The 14,221-nt window shown below is 43.4% G+C and carries 13 protein-coding genes; 11 read left to right on the top strand and 2 right to left on the bottom strand.

The window, feature by feature from the left end; genetic code table 11:
* The first annotated feature begins 35 nt into the window (after positions 1-35).
* The 11 genes from alr to DU53_RS08640 all read left to right on the top strand — a co-directional run bounded on the left by alr (position 36) and on the right by DU53_RS08640 (position 11,769).
* Positions 36-1,154: an alanine racemase gene (gene alr, locus DU53_RS08685; protein ID WP_063728425.1), complete on the top strand. Its 1,119-nt coding sequence runs from the start codon at positions 36-38 to the stop codon at positions 1,152-1,154.
* A 4-nt stretch (positions 1,155-1,158) separates the two neighbouring features.
* The gene (locus tag DU53_RS08680) at positions 1,159-2,211 is read left to right on the top strand and encodes a 3'-5' exoribonuclease YhaM family protein (RefSeq protein ID WP_063728423.1); all 1,053 of its coding nucleotides are present in this window, start codon (positions 1,159-1,161) and stop codon (positions 2,209-2,211) included.
* 9 nt (positions 2,212-2,220) lie between these two features.
* Complete coding sequence (gene topA / locus DU53_RS08675; RefSeq protein ID WP_063728422.1) at positions 2,221-4,446, top strand: type I DNA topoisomerase; 2,226 nt, start codon at positions 2,221-2,223, stop codon at positions 4,444-4,446.
* On the top strand, positions 4,439-4,978 hold the full coding sequence (locus tag DU53_RS12940) for a hypothetical protein (protein ID WP_235599779.1): 540 nt from the start codon (positions 4,439-4,441) through the stop codon (positions 4,976-4,978). Before topA ends, DU53_RS12940 begins: the two co-directional genes overlap by 8 nt.
* Positions 4,947-5,357 carry an ATP-grasp domain-containing protein gene (locus DU53_RS12935; RefSeq protein ID WP_235599778.1) on the top strand — a complete coding sequence of 137 codons (411 nt, stop codon included), beginning with the start codon at positions 4,947-4,949 and terminating at the stop codon, positions 5,355-5,357. The genes DU53_RS12940 and DU53_RS12935 overlap by 32 nt, the downstream gene beginning before the upstream one ends.
* A gap of 16 nt (positions 5,358-5,373) precedes the next feature.
* A complete protein-coding gene (gene hslV / locus DU53_RS08665; RefSeq protein ID WP_063728420.1) occupies positions 5,374-5,919 on the top strand; it encodes an ATP-dependent protease subunit HslV in 546 nt (181 codons plus the stop codon).
* Entirely contained in the window at positions 5,919-7,313 is a 1,395-nt protein-coding gene (gene hslU, locus DU53_RS08660) for an ATP-dependent protease ATPase subunit HslU (protein WP_063728419.1), read from the top strand. The genes hslV and hslU overlap by 1 nt, the downstream gene beginning before the upstream one ends.
* Before the next feature lie 3 nt (positions 7,314-7,316).
* A complete protein-coding gene (dprA, locus tag DU53_RS08655; protein ID WP_063728417.1) occupies positions 7,317-8,348 on the top strand; it encodes a DNA-processing protein DprA in 1,032 nt (343 codons plus the stop codon).
* Positions 8,349-8,425: 77 nt separating this feature from the next.
* Complete coding sequence (gene fba / locus DU53_RS08650) at positions 8,426-9,370, top strand: class II fructose-1,6-bisphosphate aldolase (RefSeq protein WP_063728415.1); 945 nt, start codon at positions 8,426-8,428, stop codon at positions 9,368-9,370.
* Positions 9,371-9,390: 20 nt separating this feature from the next.
* Positions 9,391-10,614, top strand: coding sequence for an acetate/propionate family kinase (locus tag DU53_RS08645; protein WP_015868985.1), 1,224 nt, complete (start codon positions 9,391-9,393; stop codon positions 10,612-10,614).
* Positions 10,615-10,680: 66 nt separating this feature from the next.
* The gene (locus DU53_RS08640; RefSeq protein WP_063728414.1) at positions 10,681-11,769 is read left to right on the top strand and encodes a cyclic nucleotide-binding domain-containing protein; all 1,089 of its coding nucleotides are present in this window, start codon (positions 10,681-10,683) and stop codon (positions 11,767-11,769) included.
* On the opposite strand, the gene panC is transcribed toward DU53_RS08640, so the two are convergent.
* Positions 11,755-12,621: a pantoate--beta-alanine ligase gene (gene panC / locus DU53_RS08635; RefSeq protein ID WP_063728412.1), complete on the bottom strand. Its 867-nt coding sequence runs from the start codon at positions 12,619-12,621 to the stop codon at positions 11,755-11,757. The genes DU53_RS08640 and panC overlap by 15 nt on opposite strands.
* Positions 12,622-12,640: 19 nt before the next feature.
* A complete protein-coding gene (locus DU53_RS08630) occupies positions 12,641-13,489 on the bottom strand; it encodes an N-acetyltransferase (RefSeq protein ID WP_063728410.1) in 849 nt (282 codons plus the stop codon).
* Between the last annotated feature and the right edge of the window lie 732 nt (positions 13,490-14,221).

The raw sequence follows: 14,221 nt of genomic DNA, 5'->3' as shown, positions 1-14,221 counted from the left end.
GCGCGCAAAGCGCGCTTTTATTTTCAAGGGTGTATATGTTGAGCAGGAGAACCTATCTGGAAATAGACCTGAAAGCTTACAAACAAAACTTAGAGTTTTTCCAGCGAAAAGTTTCACCCACAAAAGTTATGGCCGTGGTAAAATCCAACGCCTATGGCCATGGAGCTGTTGGAATTTCAAAAGCTGCTGTTGAATCCGGTATTGACATGCTGGCTGTGGCTTTCTTAGAAGAAGGAATCGAACTGCGAAACCATGGAATAAACGTTCCCATACTGGTATTTAACTATTTTGATCCAGAATACTCCTCTCTAGCACTTGAAAATAACCTTACAATCACAGCCTATTCGATAGAACAGATGAAAGGAATTAAAAGTGTCCTTGGTAACCAGATCAGAAAACTGAAGGTCCATGTAAATGTGGATACCGGAATGAAGCGTATCGGTCCCTCTGCTAACGAATGCACATCACTGATAGAATACCTTCTGGAAAATGGGTTTAGCATAGAAGGAATCTATTCACATTTTGCCGTCGCTGATGAAGCAATAGAACAGTTTTCTATAGAACAGAGAAAAGCCTTTGAATCCGTGGTGAAAACCCTTGAAAGCAAAGGGATAAAAATTCCTGTAAAACATCTATGTAACAGCGCGGGTTCATTGCGGTTTAACCGTGAGGAATATAATTATATAAGACTTGGCATAGCCAGTTACGGTTTGCAACCTTCCGGAGATTTCGTCATTCCAGAACTTAAGCCCGTTTTAACATGGAAAAGCGCTGTATCTTACGTCAAAACTTTAAAGCCAGGTGACAGCGTGAGTTACGGGAGAACCTTTATCGCGGATAGGAAAATGGTGGTTTCCACCGTACCCGTGGGTTATGGGGATGGTTACAGCAGAGGATTATCCAACCGTGGCGAAGTGCTAATCGGCGGAAAACGTTGTAAAATCCTTGGTAGAATCTGTATGGATCAATTCGTGGTAGACGTTACGCACCTGCACAAAAAACCAAAAATAGGCGATGAAGTTGTACTGATTGGTTCACAAGGCGAAGAAAGAATAACGGTAGAAGAAATAGCCGATTTACTGAACACAATAAACTACGAAATAACCTGTACAATAACCGCCCGCGTGCCAAGGTTATATACTGGAAAGGAGTAATGAAATGAAACTTAAGGATATCCTTGGAGAAGAAGTGGTAAAGAAAATAAACGAGACACAAAGATCCGATACCCCCATGCCTTTCGTTTCCGACCTCAAACCGGGAATGAATGTAACACTGGATCTGAAAGTTATTTCCAAACGTTTACAGCAAACCCGCGATGGAAAGAAATTTCTTCTCATGACTCTCTCCGATCGCACCGGAACGATAAGGGGAATAGACTGGCATTCTGCAGAAGAAAACGATGCAAAAATAGATATAGGTTCGCTCGTCAGGGTTAGAGGGAGAATCGTTGTTTATGAGGAGCGACTTCAGCTCAACCTAGACAGCCAGAATGGTCTCGATCTCCTCAAAGATGGTATGTACGACTCGTCGAGATTTCTCGCAACCACCAAACGAAGTATTCCATCAATGTATGAATCTCTGGTAAAGTACCTGAATTCTATCAAAAACGAACCTTTGAAGCAGCTTCTGAAATGCGTTTTCGAGGAAGACAGAGAATTCGTTGAACATTTCGTCACCTCTCCAGCAGCGGTCACCGTCCATCACGCGTACAAAGGCGGGCTTTTGGAGCATACGCTGGATGTTGTAGAAATCTGTGATTTTCTCTCAAACAAATATGCAGAATCCCTTGATCGAGATTTGCTCATAGCTGGCGCGATGCTTCACGATATCGGAAAGGTCAGGGAATATTCGCTCAATCAGGCTGGAATAGATAAAACCGACGAAGGGGAGCTTATAGGCCATATAACAATCGGTTCGGAAATGATTACGCACTATGCCGGTAGGATTCGCGACTTCCCGGAAGACCTTCTTATAGAATTGAAACACCTCATTCTGTCGCACCATGGCGAAATGGAGTGGGGGTCACCCGTGGTTCCAAAAACCACAGAAGCCATAGTTCTCCATATGGCTGACAACCTGGATTCCAAAATCGCGCAGTTCAGAGAAATAGAAAATCGAGAATCAAACGCTTCTGGTTACGGTTGGAGTAATTACGACAGGTTCTTAAACCGCAGAATCTTCATGAAAAACCGTGACAGTTCAGCACAATGAGGTGATATCTTGTCCAAAAAACTCGTTATAGTTGAATCCCCCGCAAAAGCCAAGACCATCGGAAGATACCTTGGCAAGGATTACGAGGTAACTTCATCAAAAGGACACATTCGAGACCTTCCCGAATCTGAATTCGGTGTCGACCTCAACAGCCTCACCCCAACATACAGAATTCTTAAGGGAAAGGAAAAAGTTGTCAAACAGCTGAAAGAAAAAGCAAAAGGAAAAGAGGTTCTTCTTGCTTCAGATATGGATAGAGAAGGTGAAGCAATAGCGTGGCACGTGGCTCAAATACTCGGCCTTCCCAAAACAAAGAAAAACAGAATCATTTTCAGCGAAATCACCGAAAATGCGATAAAGCGAGCCGTTAAAAACCCAAGAACGATAGATATGAACAAAGTAAACGCTCAGGTTGCCAGAAGAATCCTGGACAGGATAGTTGGTTACAAGCTAAGCCCATTGCTCTGGAAAACCGTTTCTCGCGGACTCAGTGCCGGAAGGGTTCAGACGGTGGCTTTGAAGTTCATATCTGACCTGGAAAGCAAGATCGCGGCATTCAAGCCCCATAAATTTTATAAAATCTTCATGCGCGTCGGTGAACAAAAGATACAGCTTCTCGAAATAAATGGAAAGAAATTCAGCAATAAATCCATCAGAACGGAAGAAGAACGCGATAAAACCCTAAACGAACTTAAACAATCCGTTTTTGTAGTTTCCAGTATTGAAACAACAAGAAAAAAGATCAAACCACCTGAACCATTCATAACCTCGACCATGCAGCAAACTGCCATAAACGAACTCGGCTGGAGCGCTTCGAAGACCATGAAAGTAGCACAACAACTCTACGAAGGCATCGATACCCCGGAAGGTCATATAGCCTTCATCACCTACATGAGAACAGATTCAACCAGAATATCGGAGGAAGCAAAAGAAAAAGCGAAAGTGTTCATTCTGGAAAAATTCGGAGAGAAATACCTCGGAACTGCAAAAACGAAGAAATCCAGAAAGAAAAATGTCCAGGATGCCCACGAAGCTATAAGGCCTACATATCCTGAACGCACACCGGAAGAGGTTAAAGCGAAAAAACTTCTCTCCGGTGATCACCTTCGCCTCTACACACTCGTGTGGAAACGTTTCTTCGCTTCGCAGATGGCAGCGGCGGAATATGATGTAACTACGGTAAAAATAGCCGATGAAAATGGGAAATACATCTTCAAATACACCACCAGAAACTGTGTATTTGACGGGTTTGAACGTATTCTTAAGAAAACAAACAGTAACCACGAAACCGCTATCGTTCCAGAAGGGAAAACAATAAAACCAGACACCTTTCTATGGGAAGAAGACCAGACGAAACCCCCGGCAAGGTACACAGAAGCCTCACTCGTAAGGGAATTAGAGAAAAAGGGCATAGGTCGTCCCTCAACCTACGCTACAATAATCTCTACATTGCTCGAAAGAAAGTACGTGGTAAAATCCGGCAGAGAGCTCAGGCCAACGCTTTTAGGGAACATAGTTGCCGACTTTCTCGGAAAAAGCTTCCCGGATATTATAAATGAAAAATTCACGGCTAACATGGAAGAAGAACTGGATGAGATTGAAAACGCCAAACGCCAATGGAAGGAAGTTGTTTTAAGGTTTTACGAAAACTTCGCGCAGGATCTGAACAAGCTAGAACAGGATATAAAGAACGGAAAGTTGAAAATAGAATACCCGACCGACAGAAAATGCGATTGCGGTGGCGAATTTAAGGTCGTATTTGGAAGATACGGCGGCTATCTGAAATGTTCCGAATGCGGCAAAAATCAATCTCTTGACATGACTGTATTCGCCCCCATCATAGAAGGCAAGGTAATTCTTCACGACATTATAGAAACCAACAACAAAAAGAACGAATTAGATGAAACCTGTCCTGAATGCGGCTCCAAACTTGTCATAAGAAAAGGAAGATATGGCTCATTCATAGCATGTTCTGCATATCCTAAATGTACCTACACACGAGACATATACGTAGATGCAAAATGCCCCGAATGCGGCGGTTCTGTCAAAAAAATGCGAAGCAAAAAGGGAAAAACCTACTTTAAATGTGTAGATTGCGGAAAGATGTTCTGGCGCGAACCCGCTGACAAGAAGTGCGAAGTTTGTGGAGACCCGCTCTTCTTCAAATTTAAAAGAGGAAGTAAAAAAGTACTTTACTGTGAAAAATGCAAAAAGGAGTTCCCGATAAATGAATGAACTTCGTCGAAGAATCACCGTGCTTTATGGTGGGCTTTCGAAGGAACGGCCTATTTCTTTGAAGAGTGGTTCAAATGTTATAAATGCTCTGGAAAAGCTCGGATACATCGTGGATGCTTTCGACTTGAGACCCGATAATATTGCCGAACTTGCAAAGCTCAGGGATACTGATCTGGTCTTCATCGCGCTCCACGGAAAATTTGGCGAAGATGGCAAAATTCAGTCCCTTCTCGAACTATTCGGCATAGAGTACATTGGCTCAGATAGTCTGGTTAGCGCCATTTGTTTCAATAAAAACCTCACCTACAAACTCCTTTCAAACACGATCGCCATGCCCCGCTGGAAGACCATAACCTCAGAAGAAGAACTGGAAGGCTGGAAACACTTTCCTGCGGTTATAAAGCCAGCGAATGAAGGCTCAAGCATCGGAGTCTATATATGCGACACATTTGAGGAGCTTCAAAACAAAACCACGAAAAGTTCTAAAAGAATACAAAACGTTGATACTCGAAGAGTATATAAAAGGACGTGAGCTAACGATATCCATCATTGAAAAAGGTGGCCAACCTGTCGTTCTACCAATTCTCGAACTCAAACCCAAACGGCGCTTTTACGATTACGAAGCAAAATATACAGCGGGTCTCACGGAATTTATTGTTCCGGCCCCCATGGATGATAAACTCAAAGAGGAGATAGAGAAACTATCAAAAAGAATATTCAACGCTCTGGGTTGCAGGCATTTCGCCAGGATAGACGGCATACTTAAAGAAAATCAATTTTACTTTCTCGAAGTAAATACCATCCCGGGCTTAACGGACCTCAGCGATCTGCCGGTGTCCGCCCGGGCCGCAGGAATGGGATTTGAAGAACTCATCGATTTGATAGTTAAAGAAGCCCTGAAACCTGATTGAAACTGGAGGTGAAAGAATGGAACAAATGCATGGAACAACGATACTCGCTGTCAGAAGAAACGGTAAAACGGTAATTGCAGGTGATGGGCAAATCACTCTCGGCGCAACGGTAATGAAAGGTTCAGCTAGAAAAGTGAGAAAACTTGGAGACGGCAAAGTACTTGCCGGATTTGCCGGTTCGGTGGCCGACGCCCTGACGCTCTTCGAAAAATTCGAAGAAAAATACCGCGAAAGCAATTCGAGCCTTTTAAGAGCAGCAGTGAACCTTGCAAAAGAATGGAGAACGAACAAGATACTCCGGAATCTTGAAGCGCTACTTCTCGTTGCCGATACGGACAATATCTTACTTATCTCGGGAAACGGCGAAGTGATTCAACCCGATGAAAACGTCATCGCTATCGGCTCTGGCGGACCATATGCACTTGCCGCTGCCCAGGCCCTACTCAGAAATACAGACATGGATGCCGAAGAAATAGCCAAACAGGCGATGAAAATAGCGAGTGAGATATGCATTTACACCAACTCGAACTTCACCGTAGAAACCCTGGAGGTGAAAAAATAATGCCACAGATAGACGAAGATCTGGCACAGCTTACCCCAAAAAAAATAGTCGAAGAGCTGGACAAATACATCGTAGGCCAGACGGAAGCGAAACGTGCCGTAGCGGTAGCCTTGAGAAACAGAATCAGACGGCAGAAACTACCGGAAGATGTCAGAAAGGAAATCATACCCAAAAATATCCTCATGATCGGGCCTACCGGTGTGGGTAAAACCGAGATTGCCAGGAGACTGGCGGAATTATCAAAATCCCCGTTCATAAAGGTTGAAGCCACCCGCTTCACAGAAGTGGGTTACGTCGGTAAAAATGTGGATTCCATGATCCGCGAATTGGTGGCCTTTGGCGTCAACATGGTAAAACAGGAAAAAATGAAGGAAGTAGAAGAAAAAGCAAAGCAGTTCGTAGAGGACCGGATACTTGAAGCGCTTGTCCCAGGATTGAAACACAGAGCGGGCCAGCCGAAAAACATCTTCGAACTCTTCCAGGGCGTTCCCCAGCAAAGAATCTCCCCGGAAGAAGCGGAAAATCTGCGGAGAAAAAGGGAAGAATATCGTCAAAAATTGAGAGACGGCGAACTGGAAAACCTCCAGATCGAAATCGAACTTGAGGAACAGCCAAAGCAGATGATAATGATTCCCGGTATGGAAGAAATGGGAATAGATATGTCCGGCATGTTTGGCGACATGCTCCCAAAAAGAAAGAAAAAGAAGAGAATGTCGGTAGCAGAAGCCAGAAAAGTTCTTCTGCCGATCGAATCCGAGAAACTTCTGGATATGGATAAGGTTATCGCAGAAGCCATCGAACGAGTTGAAAACAGGGGTATCGTTTTCATAGATGAAATCGACAAGGTTACCGCCCGCGGAAGCCACGGACCCGATGTCTCCAGAGAAGGTGTGCAGAGAGACCTTCTGCCAATAATCGAGGGAACAACGATTAACACCAAATATGGACCTGTAAGGACCGATTTCATACTGTTCATTGCAGCAGGTGCTTTCCATCTTGCGAAACCCTCCGACCTCATACCGGAATTTCAGGGTAGATTTCCCATACGCGTTGAACTGAACCCTTTGACAGAGCAGGATTTCCTGAGAATACTCACAGAACCCAAAAACGCTATCACCAAACAGTACAAAGCCCTTCTGGAAACAGAAGGGATCACCCTTGAATTCACGGAAGCAGGTCTCAAAGAAATCGCACGCGTTGCTCATGACCTGAACGAAAGGATTGAAAATATCGGGGCCAGAAGATTGTACACAGTTGTAGAAAAGGTTCTCGAGGAAATCTCCTTTGAAGCGCCCGACGTTTCTGAACCAAAGGTTATTATCACCGAAGATTACGTAAACACGAGAATAAAAGAAATCCTGGCTGATGAGGATTTGAGCGCATTTATCCTGTGAGCTATGAATAGGTTAGAATACGCGATACTGGCTTTAGCGGGAGATCTAACTGTTGATGATCTCTCGGTTTTGCAATCACATAATATCGGGCTAAAAGAACTCACAACCAGCCGTATAGAACTATTGAACGAACGAAAGCAGAAGCAAATAATCTCAAAATGCCGAAGCGTCGAAAAAAAACTCAAAGAATTCAGAAATTTCATAACCTTTCAGGACCAACAATACCCTGAAAAACTGAAAGCCAGTCTTTTCCCACCTCCAGTTCTTTTTTATGAAGGAAACCCGGATATACTCAATGAAGAAAATTCGCTGGCTATTGTTGGTTCTCGCAAGGCCACACAATACGGATTGAAACTGGCTGAAAGTTTTTCGCGTGAATTGGATAATGCCGGACTTTGCATAATCAGCGGTCTGGCTGTGGGGATAGACGGAGCAGCACACCGCGGAAGCCTGCAATCAACTGGAAAGACCGTGGCAGTCCTCGGCTCTGGAATAGACATCGTTTATCCAAAAAGCAATCGTAAACTATTCTCTTTCATAACTGAACATGGCTGTATAGTAAGCGAGTTCCTTCCTGGTACTCCTCCAATGAAATACAATTTTCCAAGGAGGAACAGAATCATTGTTGGCTTATCGAAAGCCGTTCTCGTCGTGGAAGCTACAAAGAGGAGTGGTTCACTTATCACTGCCAGACTAGCTCTGGATAATGGACGTGATGTCTTCGCTATTCCCGGAGATATAAACAAACGAAGTTCAGAAGGGACGAACTGGTTAATCCAGAATGGCGCCAAACTAATCTTATCGATTGAAGACATATTAGAAGAATTTCCTACTGTTTCTAGAAGTTCATCCAAGGACATTCAAATAAAGTCATCGGTCTTAAAAGTACTCTCCGAATTTGGTGAACTTGAATTTTCAGAGCTTCTAGAACACACCAAACTTGAACACACTGAACTCCTACTGGAACTCACACGGTTGCAGCTCGAAGGACTTGTTACTGAAAGTACCGGAAAATGGAGAGCAAACATTGTATGAAAACATCGGTTACACGTGTAAGCATATTCTGACATAAATATTGAGATGTTATAATCATAACCGAAGGAGGGGATATTATGCCGTATGTCAACACAAAAGATATTCTAGAAAAGGCGAGTAAAGAGGGTTATGCTGTTCCAGCGCTAAATATCAACAATCTTGAGTTTCTACACGCTATTATTGACGCGGGTATTGAAGAAAATGCACCAATAATCATTGAAACATCTGAAGGTGCGATAAAGTACGCTGGAAATGGTGATATCAGAAGAGGAGCACAACTCTTCGTTTCGATGGTAAGAGCTTTTGCAGATACTGTACCGGTTCCGGTAGCACTTCATCTGGATCACGGCAAACATTTTAACATTATTATGGAAGCCATTAAAGCAGGATACTCTTCTGTCATGATAGATGCTTCCGAATACCCCTTTGAGAAAAATCTTGAAGAAACTAAAAAAATAGTGGAAATAGCTCATAGTGTTGGCGTCTCCGTTGAGGCAGAGCTTGGAAGATTGGTTGGTATAGAAGATAATGTCGTTGTTGCTGAACACGAAGCCGTATTAGTTGATCCAAACGAAGCGAAGGAATTTGTTGAAAATACGGGCGTTGATTTCCTTGCTCCAGCTATTGGAACGAGTCATGGCGCTTTTAAATTCAAAGGTGAAGCAAAACTGGATTTTGATAGATTGAAGAAGGTCAAAGAGCTCACAGGAATTCCTCTCGTTCTGCATGGAGCTTCAAGTGTTCCAGAAGATATTGTAAAGCTTGCTGAAAGTTATGGTGCTAACTTCAAAGGAGCCAAAGGAGTTCCTTCGGATATACTGAAGAAAGCCGTTGAATTTGGAATCAACAAAGTCAATACCGATACAGATCTAAGAATGGCATATGTTGCTGGTCTTAGAGAATTCTTAACCAACAATCCTGGCGAATTTGACCCGAGAAAATATTTCAAGACAGCTAAGGAATACGTTAAAGAAGTTATCAAAGCACGAATGAGACTATTAGGTTGTTCAAATAAAGCCTGAATCTGCTGGAGGTGGCGTTGGTGAAAATTCTCGTTGTTAACTGCGGATCCTCATCAATAAAGTACCAGCTGCTCGATATGAAGAACGAATTAGTTCTGGCAAAGGGCATCGTTGAAAGAATCGGAATCGATGGTTCAAGGCTCAAACATAAAAAAGGGAAAGAAAAGATCACCATTGAAAAAGTAATCTCCAATCACAAAGAAGGGCTCGATCTCGTTATTAAAACACTTACAGACAAAGAAACAGGTGTTATTGAAAATATCAATGAAATCGATGCCGTCGGTCACAGGGTGGTCCATGGTGGAGAATTATTCGCTTCCTCTGTTTTGATAGATGACAGGGTAATCAAAGAGATCGAAGCGAACGCTTTTCTTGCTCCTCTTCACAACCCACCAAACATTCAGGGTATAAAAGCGGCCATGGAATTATTGCCAGATGTCCCTCATGTAGCGGTATTTGACACAGCCTTTCATCAGTCAATGCCGGAAAAAGCTTATCTATACGCTATCCCGAAAGAATACTATCGAAAGTACAAGATCAGAAGGTACGGATTTCACGGTACCAGCCACAGATATGTAGCTGCAAGAGTAGCAGAAATCCTCGGGAAACCCTTAAATGAATTAAAAATAATAACCGCTCATATCGGGAACGGAGCTTCAATTGCCGCAATAGATCGCGGTCGTTCTGTCGATACATCTATGGGATTTACCCCCCTTGAAGGGCTCGTTATGGGCACCAGAAGCGGTGACATTGATCCAGCAATTGTCGTTTTCCTTCAGGAACAGGAAGGCTTAACCCCGAAAGAAATTAACGATCTGCTGAATAAAAAAAGCGGAATGCTTGGCCTAACGGACGGTAAATACAGCGACATGCGTGAGATAGAAGAAGGTGCTATTGCCAACGATCCTGTGTGTAAACTCGCTCACGATATCTACGAATACAGAATAGCCAAATACATAGGCGCATACACCGCTGCTATGAACGGTGTTGACGCGATAGCCTTCACCGCTGGTGTCGGCGAAAACAGCCCTTATCTTCGTGAGAATGTCGTCAAAAAATATCTTGGTTACTTAGGAATCACCCTGGATGAAAAAGCAAACGACTGTAAATCCTGTGAGAAAATCATCTCCACTCCTGATTCTAAAGTAAAAGTCCTCATCGTTCCGACAAACGAAGAACTTGTGATAGCAAGAGACACTAAAGAAATCGTTGAGAAGGGTATCAAAGAATTGAAACTGTGGTAATCTGTCAGCCGTGCGCCGAATTGGCGCACGGTATTTCTAAATTTCTGTGAAGAGGCAGGTGTCAAAGTGAAAGAAGTCACCTTTGAAGCAGACAAAAAGATTTCTAGAAAAGGGCAAAATATATCCCAATTCTATATTGTTTTAAGTGGTGGTGCGATACTAAAAAATCCAAATGATGAAGACAGAATTTTCATGTCTGGAGATTTTATCGATCCGTTAAGTCTTGTTACGTTTAACAGTAGCGGGGATGTTTACGCTGTTGGAAAAACAGTTCTCCTGTGTGGAAGCAAAGAAGAAATTGTCGCTTTCATGAAAAAACATCCAAAAGTCCTTCATCACGCAATCATAAGGATAATCGAAAGCCTTTCCTATCATCTAAACAGAAATGAGGAAATAAACAATTCTGTTGAAGAACTTCTGGCTCATCTCACAGCAAAACGCCAATTTTTTATTGATAAGTACCCGCCACTCATAATAGGCGAGAAACCTCTTTACAGAAAAGCTGTAAGCCTTTTGAGAAAGGGCGATTACGATGGAGCAATTGCATACCTTGAAAGTTATCTCAGCCAGTTTGCCAACTCGCCCCTTGAAAGACCTGTCAGAATGTTTCTGGCACTTGCTGAAATAAGCCGTGAGGGCAATGACCGTGCCATAGAGCTCATGCTCAAATTGCTGAAGGAAGCCCCTGACTACGTCTCCAAATACGTACATGAAATGCTGAGGGCTCTCGGCTTGAAAGAATCGGCTTTCGTAGTTACTTTTGGCACCCCAAATTATTCCGAAGACTTTTTGCGTTATATTCAGGATCAATACTCGAACAAACTGAGAATCATCGAAAATGAGATGGTCATCTTTGAAAACGGCACAATAGCTGATGCGATTTATTTCGTCATATCAGGTGAGATTCGTCTTGTGAAAAAAAGAGAAAACGGCTTCCTAAAGTTAAAGGAGATAACTAAAGGCGAATCTTTCGGTGAAATCCACACCCTTTGTGCCGGAAAATGGGATGTCACCGCAGTAGCAAACAAAGGATCAAAGATAGTAGTCTTAGACAAAGATACCTTTCTCAATACAGCGATAAAGAAAAATCCGGAAGCTGGCCTCGTTCTTATGGATTATCTCCTGAACTTCCAGAAAGAGCTACTTCATTTTTAGATTTACAATTTCATTATCTATAAGTCGGGCTTTCCCAACGAATGCGGCGATGGCTAAAATAACCTTCCCGTTAGTGGTGTCTTCGAGATTTTCGATAGGGTACAGCGTCTCCTCATCAACAATCTCGACGTAGTCAGACTTTATTCGCTGGCCTTTGCTCAAGATTGCTAACATCTCCGATTTAACCTTTTCAGGGTCAAACTCTCCCGCTTCTATGAGCTTTCGTCCGGCGAGCAACGCCTGGTGTATGAGCAAGGCCTCCTGTCTTTCCTCGGGGGACAGATACACATTTCTTGAACTCATAGCAAGGCCATCCTTTTCCCGGACGATAGGCATTTCCACCAGTTCCATCGGAAAATTCAGATCCCGTGCCATTCGCTTGAGCACTCTGAACTGCTGTGCATCTTTTTGGCCAAAATAGGCTTTCGTGGGTCTGACTATATTGAACAGCTTTGCCACTATCGTGGCGACCCCCTTAAAATGTCCAGGACGCCTGGCACCACAAAGAACATCCGTCAGATCTTCAACAATAACGTATGTGGAGTAATTCTCCGGATACATATCTTCAACCTTCGGAATAAAAACATAGTCAACATCAAGATCTCTCAACAAAGAAAGATCCCTTTCCTCATCTCTGGGATATCTATCGTAATCCTCGTTGGGCCCAAACTGTGTGGGATTTACAAAAATGCTCACCGTAACAACATCATTATCCATTCTTGCCTGCCTGACGAGGGAGAGATGCCCCTCATGCAGATACCCCATCGTGGGTACAAACCCATGGCTTTTTTCTTCTCTCTCTATATCTATGGCAATTTTTTGCATTTCCTTTGGACTTTCAATAACTCGCACTTTTTCCTACCTCCCGTGTTCAATGAAGTTTAAGAACCATTTCTATATGCCATGCAACTGTATCGAATCCCTTTCTCATCGCAGATTCATACAAAGGATCGTCTTCAGGAACAAGCGGTATCATAATGTAATTGTAGTTCTTGCAAAAATTATCCAGTAATATATCAAGGAGTTCATCGAACCCGGCATCCTTTCCGGGTAGAATCTCCATAAAATAGACAACATCATCTTTACAACCCCAGACACAGTTGCCAATTTCATTTCCTTCATTATCCTTCACCTTACATACTTCATAACCTTCCAACCACCTGAGATTCTCTGGCTCTCTATGCCAGTTTGGCCTCCTCTTAAAACGTGAGAGGCTTTCGTAAGCCAGCTCCACCACTTTATTCAATTCACTGCTCTTGATTTCGTGCTTCCCATCGTCAACCTTTCTGACAAGTTTTTTATAGAACGTAACAAGCCTCCGGTTTTTTCTGAATCCAAACTTTTCATAAAAACGCACGGCCTGTCTGTCCATTTCCGGGACTTCAAGTACAATCTCCTTTGCACCGTGCCATTTACATATATTAACGATTTTATCCATCATGCGGAATCCAAGTCCAGTACCGCGATACGCCTTTAAAATCCCCATGTAAGCAATACGACACCTCTTTCTTCGCACACTCAACAAAGCAATCCCTATCTTCCTACCGTCCTCAAACATGACAAAAGAATCAGAAAGGGATACATCATTCTCCTTTAACTCCCTCTCAAGATTCTCGAGACTCCAGTGCATCTTTAACACATAGTCGTGAAAAATCATATTCAATAGTTCCACAATCTCAAGTTTGGAAACCTCGCTAAGCGGTACAAAGCTTTCTCCCATAAAACCAACCCTCTATCCCTTCGGCCTGAAAATCCTATCTTTGAAAGTTTCTATTACGATACTTCCTACACAGAATTTTAACATTTTCCCTGATCAAAAACAAAGTAAGCTATTGGCTAAGAACATCGAGATTCGAGATCCGGTATTCGAGAACTGAGAGTACGAGAATACGAAAGTCATGAATGATAGATCCTGAATCAAGTTCAGGATGACAAGCAAGATTTCCGAGGTTGTAATAAATCGCTGTTTATTATCGTAGGGGCAGAACATGTTCTGCCCTTTGTGGTTGCTATAATTTGCCAATGATCGTCTTGCCCTCTCGGATTCTCGGTTACCGATCAAGTTCGGAATGACAGTTTTGTACCATTATTTCTCATTTTAAGCAATATCAACTGCGAAGCAGTTCGTAACACCGACGAAGCCGGTCTCACCAATCCCGAAAGGATTCACCCCCGCTGCGAAGCAGCACACAGTCTCTGCAAGCGCCGCACTATCAAATGTCAGCGTCTGCAAGCCTCAACCTCGTGAGCGTCAACGTCGTGAGCCTCCTGAGCGCGGCTCAGCACTTCCGCCACGTAGCGGCCTTCTCGGTTCTCGGTTATTGCTAACAACGAAAAAGGGAGAGCGAAATGCTCTCCCTTTCCCATAAAACCCTGGGCGCTACCTACTCTCGCACCGGGGCTGCCCCCGCACTACCATCGGCCCGAAGTGGCTTAACGGCCGGGTTCGGGA

It is taken from the genome of Kosmotoga sp. DU53 (assembly GCF_001639905.1).
GTDB classification, from domain to species: Bacteria; Thermotogota; Thermotogae; order Petrotogales; family Kosmotogaceae; genus Kosmotoga; species Kosmotoga olearia.
The sequence above is the reverse complement of the archived record's forward strand: the minus strand, read 5'-3'. Positions and strand labels throughout refer to the sequence as shown.